19 protein-coding genes are annotated in these 17,547 nt (G+C 64.7%); 9 read left to right on the forward strand and 10 right to left on the reverse strand.

All coding sequences use genetic code 11. From position 1 onward, the window contains the following. The first annotated feature begins 35 nt into the window (after positions 1-35). Genes FYJ44_RS13620 through FYJ44_RS13630 form a run of 3 tightly spaced genes read left to right on the forward strand, consistent with a single transcriptional unit; the run spans position 36 to position 2,418 of the window. Positions 36-992, forward strand: a complete 957-nt coding sequence (locus FYJ44_RS13620) for a glycosyltransferase family 2 protein (RefSeq protein WP_154513063.1) — start codon at positions 36-38, stop codon at positions 990-992. Next, the gene (locus FYJ44_RS13625; RefSeq protein WP_154513065.1) at positions 989-1,459 is read left to right on the forward strand and encodes a GtrA family protein; all 471 of its coding nucleotides are present in this window, start codon (positions 989-991) and stop codon (positions 1,457-1,459) included. Before FYJ44_RS13620 ends, FYJ44_RS13625 begins: the two co-directional genes overlap by 4 nt. After that, the gene (locus FYJ44_RS13630) at positions 1,456-2,418 is read left to right on the forward strand and encodes a glycosyltransferase family 2 protein (RefSeq protein ID WP_154513067.1); all 963 of its coding nucleotides are present in this window, start codon (positions 1,456-1,458) and stop codon (positions 2,416-2,418) included. The genes FYJ44_RS13625 and FYJ44_RS13630 overlap by 4 nt, the downstream gene beginning before the upstream one ends. Positions 2,419-2,808: 390 nt before the next feature. Here the strand turns inward: FYJ44_RS13630 and FYJ44_RS13635 are convergent, their stop codons facing one another. The 8 genes from FYJ44_RS13635 to FYJ44_RS13670 all read right to left on the reverse strand — a co-directional run bounded on the left by FYJ44_RS13635 (position 2,809) and on the right by FYJ44_RS13670 (position 11,783). After that, the gene (locus FYJ44_RS13635) at positions 2,809-4,932 is read right to left on the reverse strand and encodes a HAMP domain-containing methyl-accepting chemotaxis protein (protein WP_154513069.1); all 2,124 of its coding nucleotides are present in this window, start codon (positions 4,930-4,932) and stop codon (positions 2,809-2,811) included. A 422-nt stretch (positions 4,933-5,354) separates the two neighbouring features. Continuing rightward, positions 5,355-7,160, reverse strand: a complete 1,806-nt coding sequence (lepA, locus tag FYJ44_RS13640; protein WP_154513071.1) for a translation elongation factor 4 — start codon at positions 7,158-7,160, stop codon at positions 5,355-5,357. A 133-nt stretch (positions 7,161-7,293) separates the two neighbouring features. Further along, the gene (locus FYJ44_RS13645; RefSeq protein WP_154513073.1) at positions 7,294-7,998 is read right to left on the reverse strand and encodes a DVU0298 family protein; all 705 of its coding nucleotides are present in this window, start codon (positions 7,996-7,998) and stop codon (positions 7,294-7,296) included. 96 nt (positions 7,999-8,094) lie between these two features. Further along, the gene (locus tag FYJ44_RS13650) at positions 8,095-8,694 is read right to left on the reverse strand and encodes a LysO family transporter (protein WP_154513075.1); all 600 of its coding nucleotides are present in this window, start codon (positions 8,692-8,694) and stop codon (positions 8,095-8,097) included. Positions 8,695-8,717: 23 nt separating this feature from the next. Continuing rightward, complete coding sequence (locus tag FYJ44_RS13655) at positions 8,718-9,053, reverse strand: LysO family transporter (protein WP_154513077.1); 336 nt, start codon at positions 9,051-9,053, stop codon at positions 8,718-8,720. Positions 9,054-9,094: 41 nt separating this feature from the next. Beyond that, positions 9,095-9,904, reverse strand: a complete 810-nt coding sequence (locus tag FYJ44_RS13660; protein ID WP_154513079.1) for a hypothetical protein — start codon at positions 9,902-9,904, stop codon at positions 9,095-9,097. Then, positions 9,886-11,148: a bifunctional phosphopantothenoylcysteine decarboxylase/phosphopantothenate--cysteine ligase CoaBC gene (gene coaBC, locus FYJ44_RS13665; protein ID WP_288230863.1), complete on the reverse strand. Its 1,263-nt coding sequence runs from the start codon at positions 11,146-11,148 to the stop codon at positions 9,886-9,888. Before coaBC ends, FYJ44_RS13660 begins: the two co-directional genes overlap by 19 nt. After that, a complete protein-coding gene (locus FYJ44_RS13670) occupies positions 11,145-11,783 on the reverse strand; it encodes a hypothetical protein (RefSeq protein ID WP_154513083.1) in 639 nt (212 codons plus the stop codon). The genes coaBC and FYJ44_RS13670 overlap by 4 nt, the downstream gene beginning before the upstream one ends. A 330-nt stretch (positions 11,784-12,113) precedes the next feature. On the opposite strand from FYJ44_RS13670, the gene queA reads away from it, so the two are divergent. The 6 genes from queA (at position 12,114) to FYJ44_RS13700 (ending at position 16,502) form a co-directional block, all read left to right on the forward strand. Next, positions 12,114-13,232, forward strand: coding sequence for a tRNA preQ1(34) S-adenosylmethionine ribosyltransferase-isomerase QueA (gene queA, locus FYJ44_RS13675; RefSeq protein WP_154513085.1), 1,119 nt, complete (start codon positions 12,114-12,116; stop codon positions 13,230-13,232). 76 nt (positions 13,233-13,308) lie between these two features. Then, positions 13,309-13,545 (forward strand): ferredoxin family protein, encoded by a 237-nt coding sequence (locus FYJ44_RS13680; RefSeq protein ID WP_154513087.1) that lies wholly within the window; start codon positions 13,309-13,311, stop codon positions 13,543-13,545. Then, a complete protein-coding gene (gene vorB / locus FYJ44_RS13685; protein WP_154513089.1) occupies positions 13,542-14,642 on the forward strand; it encodes a 3-methyl-2-oxobutanoate dehydrogenase subunit VorB in 1,101 nt (366 codons plus the stop codon). Before FYJ44_RS13680 ends, vorB begins: the two co-directional genes overlap by 4 nt. Then, positions 14,639-15,475, forward strand: coding sequence for a thiamine pyrophosphate-dependent enzyme (locus FYJ44_RS13690; protein WP_154513091.1), 837 nt, complete (start codon positions 14,639-14,641; stop codon positions 15,473-15,475). The genes vorB and FYJ44_RS13690 overlap by 4 nt, the downstream gene beginning before the upstream one ends. Next, positions 15,468-16,007, forward strand: a complete 540-nt coding sequence (locus FYJ44_RS13695; RefSeq protein WP_288230862.1) for a 2-oxoacid:ferredoxin oxidoreductase subunit gamma family protein — start codon at positions 15,468-15,470, stop codon at positions 16,005-16,007. Before FYJ44_RS13690 ends, FYJ44_RS13695 begins: the two co-directional genes overlap by 8 nt. A 9-nt stretch (positions 16,008-16,016) precedes the next feature. Next, positions 16,017-16,502, forward strand: coding sequence for a YybH family protein (locus FYJ44_RS13700; protein WP_154513093.1), 486 nt, complete (start codon positions 16,017-16,019; stop codon positions 16,500-16,502). Between the two features lie 72 nt (positions 16,503-16,574). On the opposite strand, the gene FYJ44_RS13705 is transcribed toward FYJ44_RS13700, so the two are convergent. Beyond that, positions 16,575-17,231, reverse strand: coding sequence for a hypothetical protein (locus FYJ44_RS13705; protein WP_229772722.1), 657 nt, complete (start codon positions 17,229-17,231; stop codon positions 16,575-16,577). A gap of 210 nt (positions 17,232-17,441) precedes the next feature. Further along, a partial coding sequence (locus FYJ44_RS13710; protein ID WP_154508122.1) for an integrase core domain-containing protein occupies positions 17,442-17,547 on the reverse strand: 106 nt, incomplete at its 5' end.

Below are 17,547 nucleotides of genomic sequence, written 5' to 3' on the forward strand. Positions count from 1 at the left end.
AGGCTGTTCCGTTATTTCCGTCTGAAGGAGTCGTCATGTCCGCCCGTCCCGCCCCTTTGCTGGCCCTGGTCGTCCCCTGCTACAACGAGGAGGAAACCCTGCCGCGCACGCTGACCGCCCTGGCGGAACTGCTGGAGCGCTGCAAGGCTCAGGGCCTGATCCGGCCCGAAAGCTACGCCCTGTATGTGGATGACGGCAGCCGCGACCGGACCTGGCAACTGCTTGAGGCCCGCCACCGTCAGGATCCTTTCTGCCGGGGCGTCAGCTTCGCGGCCAACGCCGGGCATCAGAACGCGGTCTGGGCCGGCATGGACATGGCCCGCCAATGGGGCGTGGACTGCATCATCAGCCTGGACGCCGACCTTCAGGACGACATCGGCGTCATCCCGGACATGCTGGCCCGCTATGCGGAGGGCTGCGACATCGTCTACGGCGTACGTAACGACCGCAGCACGGATACCTCTTTCAAGCGGGGCACGGCACATTTCTTCTACCGCCTCATGGGCTGGCTGAACGTGCGCCTGATCCCGGACCATGCGGACTACCGTCTGGTGGCCCGGCCCGTGCTGGAGGCCCTGCAGGGCTTTGAGGAACAGACGCTTTTTCTGCGCGGGCTTTTCCCCACGCTGGGCTTCAAGACCGGCAAGGTCTATTATTCCCGGCTCTCGCGGCAGGCCGGAGAAAGCAAATATCCCCTGCTGAAAATGCTGTCCTTCGCCTGGAGGGGCATAACCTCCTGCAGCGCGGCGCCCCTGCGTCTGGCGGGCTTTATGAGCCTGCTCTGCATGCTCGCGGCCCTGGTCTGCTGTCTGGTTTCGTTTTTCAAGTATCTGGAGGGCGAGGTCATACAGGGCTGGACGTCCCTGATTATCGTGGCTCTGCTGCTGGGCTCGGTGCAGTTGTTCTGCCTCTCCGTCATGGGCGAGTATATCGCCAAGATTTTTACTGAAGTGCGGCGGCGGCCCCGCTATATTGTGGAAAAGACCCTATGACCGGCTTTGTCCCCACCTGGGAGGACCTGCGGCGTTTTGTGCAAAGCCTGCTGGCCCGGCGCTGGATACGCTTCGGCCTGGTGGGTGGCGCGGCGACCCTCTGTTACGCCCTGCTGGGCCTGCTTTTCGTGAACGTCTGGGCCATGCCCCTGTTGCTGGGCAACGGTCTGGCCTATCTGATCAGTTTTGCCGTTTCCTATCTGGGCCAGAGCTTCTGGACCTTTCAGGCCAGGGGCGGCCACCGGGCCATGCTGCCGCGTTTCGCCGCCACCCAGGCCGTGGGCCTGGGGCTCAACTCCTGCATTGTCTGGCTGCTCGTCCGCTTCGGCCTGAGCTATGGACTGGCCATGCCCGTGGCTGTGGTGCTGGTGCCGGTTGTTGTCTATCTGCTCTGCAAATACTGGGTCTTTCGCCGGACGCGGGGCCTGAGCGGTTCCGGGAATACTTCGGAGGGCGCCAAACCATGAGCACTCCCGCCGTCTCCGTGATCATGAACTGCCTGAACAGCGCGCGGGATCTGCGCGCGGCCCTGGACAGCCTCATGGCCCAGAGCTTTGAGGATTTTGAAGTCGTCTTCTGGGACAATGGATCCACGGACGACAGCCCGGCCATCGCCCGGAGCTACGGTCCCAGGCTGCGCTATTTTCGCGGTGAAAAAACCGTGCCCCTGGGCGCGGCGCGCAATCTGGCCCTGGCTCAGGCGCGCGGCCGCTATCTGGCTTTTCTGGACTGCGACGATCTCTGGCGTCCGCAAAAACTGGAAAAACAGGTGGCCCTGTTCGAAGCCAATGAGCGGGTGGGGCTGGTCTGCACGGATACGGAGATTTTTGACGGCAGACGTGTGCTCAAGCGCCTCTTCGCCGAGGCCCGGCCCGCGCGCGGCATGGTCTTCGGCGCGCTCATGGAGCGACAGTGGATTTCCATGTCCTCGGCCATGATCCGGCGCGAGGCTCTGGCCGGGCTGGCGGCCGATGCCGGGACACGGGAGGGCGGCTGGTTTGACGAAAGCCTCAACGTCTGCGAGGAGGCCGACGTCTTTTACCGCATCGCCCATGATTGGGAGCTGGACTACGTGGATGAGCCCCTGACCCTCTGGCGGGTGCACGGGGCCAACACCACGTTCCGCAAATTCGGCCAGTTCGCGGATGAGACCTTGCGCATTCTGGACAAGCACCGCCGCCTCTATCCCGGCTATGACGCGGAGCACGCCGATCTGGCGGCCCTGCTGACGCGGCGCGCGGCCTTTCAGAAGGCCGTGGCCCTCTGGCGCGAGGGGCGCAACGCCGAGGCCCGCGCCGCTATCGCGCCCTGGCGCAAGCTGTCGCGCAAGTACCGTCTGTTCTGGTGGGCCAGTTTTCTGCCCGGCTCTCTTTTCGATCTGTCGGCGCGGATTTATTTCGCCCTGCCCGCCGGGTTGCGTCGCTGATAAAAGATGAAAAAATGTCAACAGCAATGTGGAACGCGTTTTTTCCCTCTTCCAAGGCTGCGCTCTGGGCAAGGGGGTGATGCGCTATGCCGCGTCCATCTAGGTGGAATAGTGTGGCGTCGGCCTGAATAAGGTATTGCGGGGCTATGCCAAACGCTGAACAGTCTTTTCTGCCGGAGGGAGGGCGTTCTGACGGCATACGGCGCAGTTGCCGCGCCCGATAAGCGCAAAACCCGGAGCGACAGACGCCGCTCCGGGTTTTGCGCTTATCGGACAGGGGCTTTCCCTTCAAGCAAGCCGCAGCCGCGACAGTGACTTGTGCGACTGGAATAAAGACAACAGCGCTGACGCGACCAGAGAAAAAAGAACATGGTGTCGACACGCCCTCGTTCAGCTTTGTTTCAGTTCCTGAATCAGCCGCGTCAGGCCCTGGGCCTGACCGGCCAGTTCCTCGACGGCCTTGGCCGCTTCAGCCATGACGATGGCGGTTTCCTTGGCCCTGTCGCTGACCAGGATCAGGGACTGATTGATTTCCTGACTGGCGGAGGACTGCTCCTCGCTGGCTGTGGCAATGGCGTTGACCTGGTCGGCGGTGGCTTCCACCGTGGCCACGATATCCTCCAGCGCCCGGCCCGAGTCGCTGGCCAGCTCCGTGGCCTGGCCGATCTGGTCCACAGCGGCGTCTACGGCGTCCATGCTTTTGCTTGTGCTCTCCTGAATGGCCGTGATGGCGTTGCCCACGTCTTGCGTGGAAGCCATGGTTTTTTCAGCCAGTTTGCGCACCTCGTCGGCCACCACGGCGAAACCGCGCCCGGCCTCACCGGCACGCGCCGCCTCGATGGCCGCGTTGAGGGCCAGCAGGTTGGTCTGGTCCGCAATGTCCGAGATCACGTTCATGATCCGGGTAATGGCCTGGGCGTGCTCATTGAGCTGGGCCATGTCCTCCTTGACCGCTATGGACATGCGATGCACTTCCTCAATGCTCTGTACGGCCTTCTCCACAATGCCCGCGCCGGTCAGGGCTTTTCCCTTGGTTTCCGTGGAGGCGGAAGAGGCCGAACCGGCGTTCCGGGCCACATCCTGAACCGTGGCGTCCATTTCGTTCATGGCCGTGGCCGCTTCCGAAAGGCGCCGGGCCGCTTCGCCCGCGCCCTTGTCGGCCTGCTCGATCTGGGCGGACAATTGGGTGGAGGCCGAGGAAAACACATTGCCCATGGCTTCCAGCTTGTCCGCAGCCGCCAGCATGGCCCTGGTTTTGGCCTGTGCTTCCTGGCCGGCGCGTTCCGCCTCGTGCATGGCCTCCTGCGCCTTGCGGGATTGTTCCTCGGCTTTGCGGGATTGTTGTTCGGCTTCGCCGATTTTTTCGTTCAGCGCGTCCACCATGCTGTCCAGCGCCACGGAGAGCTGGCCGATTTCATCCTTTCTGGCCAGGCCCAGCCGCTGGTCCAGCTGTCCGTCGGCCACGGCGCGGGCGAAGCGCAGGGCCCGGCTCACCGGGCCGGTGATGCCGCGGGTGAGCACGAGGCCGATCAGCAGGCCCGCGAGCAGGGCGACTGCGCTGACCGTGTAAATCAGGGTGATGGCCCTTTCGCTTTGCTTGTCCACGGCATTGATGGCCGCATCCTGGAGTCTGTCGCCGGCTCCGGCGATGCCGCGCGCGGCCAGGATGCCCGCCTCACAGGCCTGATCGCGCCGGGCGTCAAGCTCGTCGATGCGCTTCCAGAGTTGCAGCGTTTGGGCCTGGGCGTCCCTGTATTCCTCAATATGGACGCGCAGGTTGGTCAGGAGTTCCCGCAGGTCGGCTCTTTTTATTTGCGGCAGCAGTTCGTCCACCTGTTTGAGCAGCGCGGGAAAAAACACCGGCAGGTTGTCTTTGGCATACTCCCGGTTGTTTTCGGACAGGCTGCGCAACATGCGGACGCGGAGGTAATTGATGGCGTCCATGATCCGCTGCCCGGCCTGGACCAGGGGCAGGGCTCTGGCCGCTTCCGTGCTGTTCTGCTCCGCCACGAACTGGTTGAGCACCGCGTTCATCCGCTGCATGTAGGCCCGCGTCTCGCTCAGCAGACTCGCGCCTGCCTCGTTCATCCGTTTGCGCAGGGCCACCAGCTCCTGCTGGGCCGCGTGCGTTTCCAGCAGCGTTGTCTTCAGGCTTTCAAAGGCCTTGCGGCCCGCTGCGGTTTTACCCGTGTCCGGGATGGTGTCGGGATTGGCCTTGAGGTGGGCCGCAAGGCCGGTCAGACTCTGGTCGGTCTGATCCAGCAGGCTTTGAACATTCTCCCAGGCCTTGGCGCTGCCCTCCTGAAAGGCGAGCATCTGGCCGGGAATGGCGGTCACCTGCTGGTTCAGGACATTGGCACGCTGCTGCAGGGGCGCGAAAGCCTCTTTGATATGGGTGGTTTCCCGCTCCACAGTTCCCATCACGTTCAGGGATACCGCGCTGATGGATACGGCCAGCAGCAGTATGAGGCCGATGCCCACGGCCATCTTCTGCCAGATTTTCAGATTCTTCATCAGGTTCGCCCTTTGCCTCGTCGAGGCATTCTGCAAGTCCACATGCCGGTCAGGCCGCGCGACATAAAACAGCCGGGACTGCTGTCCCGCCGCTTGGCTTCGTCATTACCGCCGGTTGTTCCAGTACAATTCTTTTATTCGGAAGAGAAGGAGAAAAAATTATATACGGTGTGCGGAAAAATCACATTTGCCCGGACGAGTTTGACAGAAAAAACCGCCCCTTGCGGGGCGGTCAAAACGTTGAAAAAGTCAACACGATCAAAAAACGGGAGAATATCTTATATTAAACGTCTGATTTTTATATCTTTCATTACAACAAACGTTTTCGGAAACGAACTCGCGGCAGCGCAAAGCCGCGTTTCGCGGCCGTTGCCTTCAGTCTGTCCGACCCGCATGGGGCGGTGTGTCGCGCGTGGCGTGGCTTACTCGTCGCCCACCTTGAGGGCGGCCAAAAAAGCCTCCTGCGGCAATTCCACATTGCCCATGCGCTTCATGCGTTTTTTGCCTTCCTTCTGCTTTTCCAGCAGCTTGCGCTTGCGGGTGATGTCGCCGCCGTAGCATTTGGCGGTGACGTCCTTGCGGAAGGCCGAGACCGTCTCGCGGGCGATGATCTTCTGGCCGATGGCCGCCTGGATAGCCACCTGGAAAAGCTGGCGCGGGATGGTGCGCTTGAGCTTGAGGGCCAGGGAACGGCCGTAGGCATAGGCCTTGTCGCGGTGCACAATGACGGCCAGGGCGTCCACGGGCTCGCCGTTGAGCATGATGTCCAGGCGCACCAGGTCGGAATCGCGGTAGTCGATGGGCTGGTAGTCCATGGAGGCGTAGCCGCGCGTGGCGGATTTGAGGCGGTCGAAAAAGTCGTAGACGATTTCGGCAAAGGGCATTTCATAGGTCACCACCACCCGGTTGGCGGCCAGGTAGTGCAGATTTTTCTGGGTGCCGCGCTTTTCCTCGCAGAGCTTCATGACATTGCCCACGTATTCGTTGGGCACATGAATGTCCATGCTTACGTAGGGTTCATACAGGGCGCGGATCTTGGTCGGGTCCGGCAGATGACTGGGATTGTCGATTTCCAGGGTTTTGCCGTCCACGGTGTCCACCTTGTAGACCACTGAAGGCGCGGTGGCGATGAGGCCCACCTCGAATTCGCGTTCCAGGCGTTCCTGGATGATCTCCATGTGCAGCAGGCCCAGAAAACCGCAGCGGAAGCCGAAACCCAGAGCCTGGGAGGTTTCCGGCTCAAAGCTGAAGGCCGCGTCGTTGAGCTGGAGCTTTTCCAGGGCGGCCTTGAGGTTTTCGTATTCGTCGGATTCCGTGGGATAAAGCCCGCAGAAAACCATGGGTTTGACTTCTTTGAAGCCGGGCACGGCTTCGCGGGCCGGATTGTCGGCCAGGGTGAGGGTGTCGCCCACGCGGGCGTCGCCCAGTTCCTTGATGGAGCCGCACAAAAAGCCCACTTCGCCGGCGGTCAGCTCCTTCACGTCCGAGGCCTCGGGCGAAAACACGCCCAGCCGCAGCACCTCGTATTCCTTGCCCGTGCTCATCAGCCGGATGCGGTCGCCCAGGCGCACCGCGCCGTCCATGACCCGGAACAGCGTCACCACGCCCTGATAGCTGTCGTACCAGGAGTCGAAAATCAGGGCCTTGAGCGGCGCGTCCGGATCGCCCTTGGGCGCGGGCAGACGCCGGACGATGGCTTCCAGCACCGCGTCCACGCCCATGCCTGTCTTGGCCGACACCGGCAGGGCCTCGGCGCAGTCCAGGCCGATGCTTTCCTCAATCTCGGCCTTGACCCGGTCCACTTCGGCGCTGGGCAGGTCGATCTTGTTCAGCACCGGGATGATTTCATGGTCGTGGTCCAGAGCCAGATAGACGTTGGCCAGGGTCTGGGCCTCCACGCCCTGAGTGGCGTCCACCACCAGCAGCGCGCCTTCGCAGGCCGCCAGGGAGCGCGAAACCTCGTAGTTGAAGTCCACATGGCCGGGCGTGTCGATGAGATTGAGTTCGTATTCCAGGCCGTCGGCGGCCAGATAGGGAATGCGCACGGTCTGGGCCTTGATGGTAATGCCGCGCTCCCGTTCTAGATCCATTTTGTCCAGATACTGCTGCCGGGCCTCGCGCGCGCTGACCACCCGCGTGAGTTCCAGAATACGGTCGGCCAGGGTGGATTTGCCGTGGTCGATATGGGCGATGATGCAAAAATTGCGGATGCGATCCTGTGTGGGCATGGTATGTCCTGCGAGGGCTGCGGGGTACGGAAAAAGAGAATTTTAGGCGAAAATTCCGGCAAAGTCCACGCCGGCCCGGCATCCGTACAGGGCAGACGCATCCGCCCTGGGCATTCGCGCGGATGGTCTTCCGCTATGCCGTCCCGGCGGGGACAACCCGTTCCAGCGCCTCTCGGGCCAGGCCGCTCACGCTTTTTTCATAGATCCGGTCGCCGTCGAAAAGTTCACAGCTTTCGTCGTGTCCGGCGTCAGCCAGGCGGCGCAGGGCGGGCGCGTCCATGAGATCCGGCGGCAGGCGGCCCAAAGCCCAGGCGGCCATGCCCCGGCAGATCACGTCCTTGTCTTCCAGGCCCTTGCGCAGCCAGGGTCGCGCGGCAACGCAGAGTTCGGGCCGGGCCTGGGCCAGACGGCCGATGGCCCAATAGCACGAACGCCGCAGCAGATCGTTGTCGCAGTAATTGTCGTCCCGGCCCAGGTCAATGATGTAGGAGGCCAGCACGCGGTGGAAGTCTTTGGCCAGGAGCGGGCTGGCGGCCAGGCTTTCGCCGAAGGCCTCGGGAATGCCCCAGCCGATGTTGCCGGACTCCTCATTCATATGCCACATGAAACGGCGGATGATGTTGCGGGCCGCCTCGGGTTCGCGTTCGGCCAGACGGGCCGTGGTCAGGCCCAGGGCCGTTGCGGCCCGGTGCATGGTCTGCGGACCCAGCAGGAGAAAGGAAAAGAGCGGCCCCACATGGGCCGCGCCGCCCGCGGTGATTTCATCCAGATGCTCCCGCCATTGCGGACTCTGCAAATACTGCTTCAGTTGTTGTTTGGCCGAACGCATCCGGGGCATGGCTTTCCTCCGCTGGGTTAACGTGCATCTTCAACAAGAATTACGACTTTTTCAGCGTCTGGCAAGCTGCCGTACCATGCTCAAGGCATGTCAAGATTACAGGGTGCAGAAGAAGATGACCCAGAACGGCACGCTGAAATCCAGAACCATGGCGTGCACGATGGAGATGAAAATCCAGTCCCGGCCCGCGTAACGGGCGATGATCGGCAGGGTGGTGTCCATGGTGGAGGCCCCGCCGCAGGAAATGGGGGCCAGCGGCCCCAGCAGGCGCACCAGCAGCGGCGTGCCGACCAGGGTCAGGATTTCGCGCAAAATGTTGCTGAGCAGAGCTACTGTGCCCAGTTCCGCGCCCTTGTACTGGGTGATGAAGATGGAGGACAGGGAATAATAGGCAAAGCCCGCGCCCACGGCCAGGCAGTCCGCCAGACTGTACGCTAGAAAAAGGCTGGCCGCGGCCACGCCCGCGAAGGTGCCCACAGTGGTGGCCAGGGGGGCCAGCAGCACGCGCGGACGCAGGGTGCGCAGAATCTCTCCCAGCCGCCGGTCCGAACCGATGGACAGGCCCACCAGGCCCATGAGCAGCCAGAGCAGGTAGAGCGTGGCGTCATGCTCCACAAAATAGCGGGGAATCAGGCCCAGCCGGGCCAGACCCAGACCCGCGCCGAAAAAGGCCAGAATCAACAGGCTTCCAGACATAGGGACGTAAGGCTCCCGGCTCGTTACCCGCCGCCGTGCGGCGGCTGGACGTCAACAGGCGTTTTGGGGGAGTTCCCTGTGCCGGGGGGAGGGGGAAAATCACGGAACCAGCGCCGGATCACGGCCACACAGGCCAGGGAACCGGCCACGCCCGCCAGGGTCAGCAGCAGGGCCTTGCCGCCCAGCAGGGGCAGATTGCGCATCAGCTCCTCATTGCCGCCCACGGCCACGCCCAGAGAAAAAAGCAGCAGCATGATGGCGGGCGTAATGCAACGGCTCAGCGCGCCGAGCCAGCGCTGGCCGCGCAGGAGCCGCCCCAGCAGTATGCCCAGCAGCATCAGACCCATGGCGATGAACATCTTCTTCCCGTTTCCCTTGAGTGTGTCTGTCCGGCCGTCTGTCAGGCCCGGACCACCTGGCGCAGGGCCTGCCGTAAAAAAGCCAGCATGGCCGTGTAACGCTGTTCCTCGTGCAGCAGATATTCCACATCCCAGAGCACCCAGACCAGATGCCCGTGATGGCGGGTCTGCTGCAGGGGGCGCAGACCGCCCGGCAGGGCCAGGGCCTTGACCGCCGCCGAGCCCATGACCACCACGCCGCGCGCGCCCAGCTTGTGCACGCCGGACCAGAAAGCGTCGGCATGGGGCGCGAAGCCGTTTGCGTCCGCCTCTCCTGCATCCTGGACTGGCAGGCAGGCGGGCCAGAAAGTATGGGTGCCCGCCGGATGGGCCAGATCGCCCAGCAGGCGTTGCAGAAAGGCCCGCCGGTCCAGGCGCTGCCTGTCGCGCGCGCCCTGCGCGTCGCAGATATCCCGGCCGAGATTCCAGTAGGTCCAGACCACCAGGCCGGGCCGGGTGGCCGCCAGACGTTCCCGCCAGGGCGCGGGCCAGACGTGCGGCGGCAAGGGCTGCCAGCGGCCGTCGTTCCAGGAGGTCGGTGGGGCCGGTGAGGTCTGGCCGGCTTCGGCGGCAACCCGCATCGGGGCGGCGGAATTCTCCGCGCGTGGCGGGCGGCGCGGCTCAGCCGGATGTGCCGGGCGGGCGGGCGCGACGGGCGACGCCGGGCGGACCGGCTGCGTATTCCGGCGCGCAGGTTGCGGCAAAGCGGCGCCGAACGAGCGTTCCGGAGGGACGTCGCCGGGCAGCAGCAGGCAGCGCAGGCCACGGCTCTGCCAGAGCGCGCCCAGCGGATTCAGATCCGCAAAAGCCATGAGCACAGCTCCCAGGCCACATCGGCCTTGCTTTGTGAGGGCCAGATTTCCTCGCGGCCGTGCGCGTCGGCCACGGCCATGCTGTTGGTGGGCGCGCCAAAGCCGCTGTCCGGCGCGTTGACGCGGTTGGCCGCCAGCAGGTCGGCCTTTTTGCGGGCCAGTTTGGCGCGCGCCAGAGGCAGCAGGGCGTCCATGTCCGGGGTGGTTTCCGCCGCGAAGCCCAGCACTTTCTGGCCGGGACGGCACACGGCGGCCAGGCTTTGCAGAATGTCCGGATTAGGACTGAATTTCAGGCTGAAGCCTTCCGGGGCCTCGGATTTCTTGAATTTGCGCCCGCAGCCGCATTCCGGGGGATCGGGCGAAAAATCGGCCACGGCGGCCGTGAACATGCCCATATCCATATCCGGCCAGAGGCTTCGCGCGGCCTCGTGCATTTCGCGCGCGCCGGTCACGTCGAGGCGGCGCACGCCCCGCGGCAGAAAGGCCGTGACCCCCGGCCCGCAGACGGCCGCCACCTCGGCCCCGCGCAGCCAGGCGCAAACGGCCAGGGCCGCGCCCATCAGGCCGCTGGAGGGATTGGACCAGAAGCGTACCCCGTCCCAGGCCTCACGCGTGGGCCCCAGCGTGACCATGACCCGCAGCCCGGCCATGTCCTGCGGGGCCAGAGCCCGCAAACCGGCCAGAAAAATTTCCGGCAGGGCGGCCAGTCGTCCCCGGCCTTCGTCGCCGCAGGCCGTGCCGCCGCGGTCCGGCCCCACGAAACGCGCGCCGCGCTGTTCCAGCAGGGCCGCGTTGGCCTGAACGGCCGGGTGGGTCCACATGCGCGGGTTCATGGCCGGGGCCAGGACCAGGGGGCCGTCAAAGGCCAGGGCCTGCGCCGAGAGCATGTCCGAGGCCGCGCCGTGGGCCAGACGCGCCAGGGCGTCGGCCGAGACCGGAGCCACAACCATGGCCTGGGCGCGCTGCCCCGGTTCCAGATGGGCGAAAATATCCTGGCCCGGCTCGAACATGCCGCCATAGACCGGCAGTGCGCCCAGAGACTCGAAGAGCAGGGGCGTGACGAAGCGCCGGGCCCCGTCCGTGAGCGTGACCGAGACGTGGACGCCCAGTTTGAGCCAGGCCCGCAGCAGGTCCGTGGCCCGGTAGCAGGCCACCGAACCGCAGACGCCCAGATGCAGGCGCTTGTGGGCAAAGCGCGTGCTCTGGTCAAACGGGGCGGCAAGAGACGCGGCAGGGCAGGTCACAGATTGCGCTCCTGCAAGCCGCCGGAAGCGGCGGGCGCTCCGCCGCCCTGGTCGCCGCTCCCTCCCCATTGCTCGGTGGCGCCGGGCGCGGGTGGCGGCGTGGGGCTGCTCTGTCCCCTTTCGCCGCTTATGGGCGGATATTCCTCACCGGGCAGCTCGGCGCCGCTTTCCGCCGCGCCGGGCAGGCTGAGGGCCGCGCCGTCGGGCAGGCGGCCGCCCGTCCAGATTTCAAGAATGGTCAGCACGGTCTGGCGGCGGAAAGCCAGCACGGCCAGACTGTTGCCCTTGTCGTAGACGTAGAGGGAGCGGTCCCCCTTGCGCAGGGAGAGGCGCAGCTGCCAGCCCTGGCCCTGCAGGGCTGTGAACATGCTCTGCGCCGCCTGCGCGGCGTCCACATTGCCGCGCAGGGTTTCCAGACCCTCACGGCCCCCGTCCGCGCCGTAATTCATATAGCCGTGCGAGGCGTAGCGCTGCATGCCGGCGGGCAGGGGCACGCCCAGCAGCTGGCTGGACGCCGCGTCCGCGCCGCCGGTGAGCGGGTCATTGGAAAAGGGATTGCCGACGCCCATGGAGGCGCAGCCTTGGGCGGCGGCGAGGACCAGCCCCAGAGCGAGGGTGACAAGCGTGCGTCGCATGGCTATACTCCTTCCCCCGGACGCTCAGGCCGTCCGGATTCAGGAACACAGCCTAGCCTCTCCGCCGCGCCCTGACAAGCCCGGCGGCGGGCCGGGTCAAAACGGGCAGATCAAAAAAGACCGCGCCGACAAATTGGGGTTCTGAATGTTCAGTCTGTCGCGCTTGGCGGATCTGCGGTTCAGCGATGTTGAGCAAGGCCTTCGTCATTCCGTCGGAATGACGCGGAGGCGGATGCCGACGCCGGAAGAATCCGGCGGAAAATGAAGCCGATAATAAATAAGACGCGCTTGCCGCACAGGCCGGGCGCAGCAGCGAGGCCCGCCACAGCCATGATTCCCGAAGAAGCCGATTTTTTTCTGAGCAGCTACCGTTTTGATCTGCCGCCGGAGCAGATCGCCCAGTTCCCTCCGGAAGAGCGCGGCGCATCGCGTCTGCTGGTCATGCCGCGCAAGGGCGCTCCCGATCCTTGCCCTGAACTGCGTCACGCCATGTTCAGCGAACTGCCCGACCTGTTGCCGCCCGGCGCGCTGATCGTAGCCAACAATTCGCGCGTCCTCCAGGCCCGCCTGCTGGGATCGCGGTTTACGGGCGGCAAAGTGGAATTTCTGCTGCTCACGCCCCTGCCCCTGGTCATGGAGCGGGCCTCCCCCGACAAGGCCGGCGGCGCGGACGCCTTCAGCGCCGAGGCCGAGGGGCTGGTGCGTTGCGGCGGCAGCGTGCGCGAGGGCGAAACCTTCGCCTTCGGCGCGGGCATCAGGGTCACGGTGCTGGAATCCGGCCCCTTCGGCAAACGCCGGGTGCGGCTGGCCTGGCGGGGCGATCTGGCCAAGGCCTTCGCGGCTACCGGGCACATCCCCCTGCCGCCCTACATTAAACGCGCCGACGGCGAAGAGGACCTCAGCCGTTACCAGACCGTCTACGCCAGGGACGACAAAACCGGCTCCGTGGCCGCGCCCACGGCCGGTCTGCATTTCACCCCGGCTCTGCGCGAGCGGCTGGCGGCGCGGGGCTTTGAATGGGCCGAAGTGACCCTCTACGTGGGTTACGGCACTTTCAGTCCGGTGCGCAGCGAGGATATTCGCGGCCACCGCATGCACCGTGAATATGTGGAGGTGCCTGAGGCCACCGCCGAAGCCGTGGCCAGGGCCAAGGCCCAGGGCCGTCCCGTGCTGGCTGTGGGCACCACCAGCGTGCGGACCCTGGAGGGCGTGGCCGAACTCTGCGGCCGGGTGCAGCCCTACACGGGCTGGACGGACATTTTTCTCTATCCCGGCAGGAGTTTTCGCGTGGTGGACGCCATGCTGACCAACTTCCATCTGCCGGAATCCTCGCTGCTCATGCTGGTTTCGGCCTTTGCCGGGCGTGAGCGCATGCTGGCGGCCTATGCCGAAGCCGTGGCCCGGGGCTACCGCTTTTTCTCCTACGGGGACGCCATGCTTATAAAGTAGGCGGGACCGGTTTCCCGGTCCGTATCCAATGCGGACGCAGCGCCCGCGGAGACGCTGCAAGGAGCGCAAAAAACATATGTCGCGAATAGTTTTTCTGGAAGACCGCTGCAAGGGTTGCCGTCTCTGCGTGGAGGCCTGCCCTGTGCATATTCTTCGTCCGTCGGGGCGTTTCAACCATCAGGGCTATGAAATTATGGAGATGGACGGCCAGTGCACGGGCTGCGCCTCCTGCGCCGTCATGTGCCCGGACGCGGCCATCCGGGTGTTCAAAAGCGCCAAAGCCAAAAGCGCGGCGGAAGGGGGCGCGGCATGAGCGCATCACAGACGGAACGCGTGCTGATCAAGGGCAACGAGGCTGTGGCCTTCGGCGCGGTGGACGCGGGCTGCCGCTGCTATTTCGGCTATCCCATCACGCCCCAGAATGAAATTCCCGAGGCTCTCTCCGTGCTGCTGCCAGAGAACGGCGGCCGGTTCGTGCAGGCCGAAAGCGAAGTGGCCGCCTCCAACATGCTGCTGGGCGCGGCGGCCTGTGGCGTCCCGGCCATGACCTCGTCCTCCGGCTGCGGCATCTCGCTGATGCAGGAGGCCGTTTCCTACATGGCCGGCAGCCACGTGCCGGGCGTCATCGTCAACATGCAGCGCGGCGGCCCCGGCCTGGGGGACATCGGCCCCTCCCAGGGCGACTATTTTCAGGCGGTCAAGGGCGGCGGCCACGGCGACCACCGCAATCTGGTCCTGGCCCCGGCCACGGCGCAGGAATGCTACGACTTCATGTTCCGGGCCTTTGCCCTGGCCTTCAAGTACGCCAATCCGGTCATGGTGCTGGGCGACGCCATTGTGGGCCAGATCAAGGAACCCGTGCGCCGCGAGCCTCCCAGGGACGCCATGCGGCCCGAAGACATCCGGGCTCTGGCCAAGGACTGGCGGCTGGAGGGCTACGGCAGACGCGGCCCCGGCGCGGCCCCGCGCCTGCTCAAATCCGTGTATCTGGCCGAAGGAGCCCTGGCCGAGCGCAACCGCCTGCTGATGGAAAAATACGCGGCCATGCGCGCGGAAACCGCCTTTGAACAGACAGATACGGACGATGCCGAGCTGATCGTGGTGGCCTTCGGCTCCATGGCCCGCATCGCGCGCAGCGCCATCCGGCAGTTGCGCGCGCAGGGGCACAAGCCGGGCCTGTTCCGGCCCGTGACCCTGTATCCTTTCCCGGATGAGGCCCTGCGCGCTCTGGCGCCGGGACGGCGCTTCCTGGTTATCGAACAGAATACCGGCCAGATGGTCGAGGACGTGCGCCTGACGCTCAACGGCGCGGCCGCGGTTTCTTGGCACGGGGTCATGCCCGGCCTGTTCATCGGTGCGGACGAACTGACGGAGCCCATCCTCCGGGCGCTCAAGGAGAAAAAACAATGACCCAGGTTTCGGAATCAGCCGACGCGTTGCGGCCGCAGCCGGGCGAAAGTCTGGTGTTTGACGTCAATCCCGTCCTTAACGAGCGTCCCACCCACTACTGCCCCGGTTGCCATCACGGCATCACCCACCGTCTGGTCAGCGAAGTGCTGCACGAGCTGGGCGTGGCCGACAGGACCATACTGGTGGCCTCGGTGGGCTGCGCGACCTTTACCTACGATTACTTCAACGTGGACGGCCTGGAGGCTCCGCACGGCCGGGCCTGCGCCGTGGCCACGGGCGTGCGCCGGGCCAGGCCCGACGCCGTGGTCTTCACCTACCAGGGCGACGGCGACATGGCGGCCATCGGTCTGGCCGAGTCCCTGCACGCGGCCAACCGGGGCGAGAAGATCACCACCATCTTCATCAACAATACGGTCTACGGCATGACCGGCGGCCAGATGGCCCCCACCACTCTGGTGGGCCAGAAGACCACCACCACGCGCCAGGGCCGCTCGCTGAGCAATGAGGGCGGGCCGGTGCGCCTGGCCGAGATCATGGCCCAGCTCGACGGCGTGGCCTATGCCGAGCGCTGTGCCCTGGATTCGGTCAAGCATGTGCGCGCGGCCAAAAAGGCCATGCGCAAGGCGTTTGAAGTGCAGCTCGACGGTCTGGGCTTCGGTTTCGTGGAGCTGCTTTCGGGCTGCCCCACCAACTGGCATCTGGACCCGGTGGCGGCCAACAGGCGCATTGCCGAGGTTATGATTCCGGTCTTTCCCCTGGGCGTGTTCAAGGACGCGACCGCGTCCGGACCGGCGGCGGACGCCGGGCAGGCGAAGGAGGCTCCCCGTGGCTGAGTATCAGGACGTGATCATGGCCGGTTTCGGCGGCCAGGGCGTGATGCTGATCGGCAATCTACTGGCGCAGGCCGGGATGGAACACGGCCTGGAAGTGAGCTTTATCCCGGTCTACGGCGCGGAAATGCGCGGCGGCACGGCCAACTGCACCGTGGTGCTGGACAGCCACCCCATCGGCTCGCCCCTGGTGCGCGAACCGCTGTCCACCATTGTGCTCAACGAGCCCTCGCTGGACAAATTCCAGCCGCGCCTGCGCAAGGACGGCGTGCAGATCGTCAACGCCTCGCTGATCCGCGAGGAGCTTTTGGACAGGAAGCTGCGCAGCGTCTATATTCCGGCCAATGACATGGCCCACGAACTGGGCAATGTGAAGCTGGCCAACATGGTGGCCCTGGGGGCCTGGCTCAAGGCCACGGGCGCGTTGCCGCTGACGGCGGTGCGGGAGGCGCTCAAGCGCGTGGTCAGTGCGCATTACGCCAAGCTGATCCCGGTCAACGCCCAGGCCCTGGAAGTGGGATACAGTTTCGGATAAGGAAATCTCATGGTCAGAATATACGGATGTTGCCTTGCGCTGCTCCTGGCCCTGCTGTCTTTCGCGACAGCGGGAGCGGCGGCGGATGCGCGTGAAGATCAGCGGGATATCGCGGGCATGGTGGAGAAGTACCGCCAGTCCATCGTCCATGCGGACGATATCCGGCGGGCGGAGCAGGTCTGGCTGCTCTCGCCTGAGGTGAGCTTCATTCACCCGCGCGGGCATGAACGCGGTTGGGCGGCGATACAGGACAATTTTTACGGCAAAACTATGCGCGACACGTTTTCGCAACGCGCGCTTCAGGTGACGACCACGCCGGTCGTGCGGTTTTACGGTGACGCGGCTGTCGTGGAATTTGACTGGGAATTCACGGCCACGCGCCGCCGGGACGGGAGCGTCCGGCGCGCGACGGGCCGCGAAAGCCAGGTTTACGCCAGAACGCCGCAGGGCTGGAGGCTTGTCCAGGTACATTATTCCGGCCCGGCCAAACCCTGACCAAACACACATGACCGCAGAAATACAGCAGCCCCGCGAAAGCGGGGCTGCTTCCATCTTCAGCGGGCGGCGCTACTTTTTGCGCTGCACCACGAACATGAAGAAATTCTCGCCGCGCTCCAGCCAGATGACGTTGGCCAGCGCGGGTTGCCCGGCCAGAAAATCCTCCAGCGTGCGCAGGACGTCGGGCAGCCTGTAGTAAAAATGCTTGCCGTCCGGGGACATGGCGGCAAGCTCGACGCCCATGGGAATAACGAAGACATAGGCTTTGACGCCGCCGTGTTCCGCCAGCCTGACCACATCCACCTTGTTTTCCCCGGCCAGCGCCCGGAAGCCGACAGACAGATTCTTTTTGAGCCGGGCTTCCAGGGCGCGGGAAATGTCGTCAGCCTTGCCCTTCTGATTGTCATAGCCTGGGGCGAACTTGGGCATGTCGTCGCGCAGGTCAACGGAACTGTATGCCTCGTAGGCATCCAGCGGGAAAAAATCCTCGCTCAGCGTGCCGCCGCTCTTCAGGGTCATCACACCCATGCCCTTTTCCCGCTCAATCCAGGGCGTTTTGCCCTTGGCGCGCAACTTGGCCTCCACTTCAGCTTTGCCGGCAGCGGGATAGGCGGAATCGCTACTTGCGGCATCGGCGGACCGACTCATCAGAAAGAAAAACAGGCCTGTCACGATCAGGACGCAGGCGAGAAGATATCCGGGATTCCTTTTGCGGGACACAGGCATGGCGCGTCTCCTCTGTGGTTGTGCCGCCAAGCGGGACGTTGCGGCCGGAGTGTTGCGGGCGGGCCGCTCTTCGTGCTGAAAAGCGGCCCGCCACGAAGGCGTAAACGCCATTTATTTGCGTTGTTAAGCGCCGAAGCGGGCGTCTTCAAACGTTAAAAATATACATTCTTAACGGTAATCCGCTCTAGATGTAGAGTGTCAACACGTTGTTCACCCTCCGCTCAGCCTTGAGGCTGGAGGTTTTCTGCCAAGAGCCGTATGCGGACGCACAAAGTTGTAGCGATGCGTCCAGACCGGCAAGTTCGCTGTTCTTTTC

The organism is Desulfovibrio porci (assembly GCF_009696265.1).
In the GTDB taxonomy this organism is placed as follows: Bacteria; Desulfobacterota; Desulfovibrionia; order Desulfovibrionales; family Desulfovibrionaceae; genus Desulfovibrio; species Desulfovibrio porci.

Coding starts and splice junctions, on each gene's coding strand:
- FYJ44_RS13620 (WP_154513063.1), top strand. CDS start 36: ATGTCCGCCCGTCCCGCCCCTTTGCTGGCCCTGGTCGTCCCCTGCTAC.
- FYJ44_RS13625 (WP_154513065.1), top strand. CDS start 989: ATGACCGGCTTTGTCCCCACCTGGGAGGACCTGCGGCGTTTTGTGCAA.
- FYJ44_RS13630 (WP_154513067.1), top strand. CDS start 1,456: ATGAGCACTCCCGCCGTCTCCGTGATCATGAACTGCCTGAACAGCGCG.
- FYJ44_RS13635 (WP_154513069.1), bottom strand. CDS start 4,932: ATGAAGAATCTGAAAATCTGGCAGAAGATGGCCGTGGGCATCGGCCTC.
- lepA (WP_154513071.1), bottom strand. CDS start 7,160: ATGCCCACACAGGATCGCATCCGCAATTTTTGCATCATCGCCCATATC.
- FYJ44_RS13645 (WP_154513073.1), bottom strand. CDS start 7,998: ATGCCCCGGATGCGTTCGGCCAAACAACAACTGAAGCAGTATTTGCAG.
- FYJ44_RS13650 (WP_154513075.1), bottom strand. CDS start 8,694: ATGTCTGGAAGCCTGTTGATTCTGGCCTTTTTCGGCGCGGGTCTGGGT.
- FYJ44_RS13655 (WP_154513077.1), bottom strand. CDS start 9,053: ATGTTCATCGCCATGGGTCTGATGCTGCTGGGCATACTGCTGGGGCGG.
- FYJ44_RS13660 (WP_154513079.1), bottom strand. CDS start 9,904: ATGGCTTTTGCGGATCTGAATCCGCTGGGCGCGCTCTGGCAGAGCCGT.
- FYJ44_RS13670 (WP_154513083.1), bottom strand. CDS start 11,783: ATGCGACGCACGCTTGTCACCCTCGCTCTGGGGCTGGTCCTCGCCGCC.
- queA (WP_154513085.1), top strand. CDS start 12,114: ATGATTCCCGAAGAAGCCGATTTTTTTCTGAGCAGCTACCGTTTTGAT.
- FYJ44_RS13680 (WP_154513087.1), top strand. CDS start 13,309: ATGTCGCGAATAGTTTTTCTGGAAGACCGCTGCAAGGGTTGCCGTCTC.
- vorB (WP_154513089.1), top strand. CDS start 13,542: ATGAGCGCATCACAGACGGAACGCGTGCTGATCAAGGGCAACGAGGCT.
- FYJ44_RS13690 (WP_154513091.1), top strand. CDS start 14,639: ATGACCCAGGTTTCGGAATCAGCCGACGCGTTGCGGCCGCAGCCGGGC.
- FYJ44_RS13700 (WP_154513093.1), top strand. CDS start 16,017: ATGGTCAGAATATACGGATGTTGCCTTGCGCTGCTCCTGGCCCTGCTG.
- FYJ44_RS13705 (WP_229772722.1), bottom strand. CDS start 17,231: ATGCCTGTGTCCCGCAAAAGGAATCCCGGATATCTTCTCGCCTGCGTC.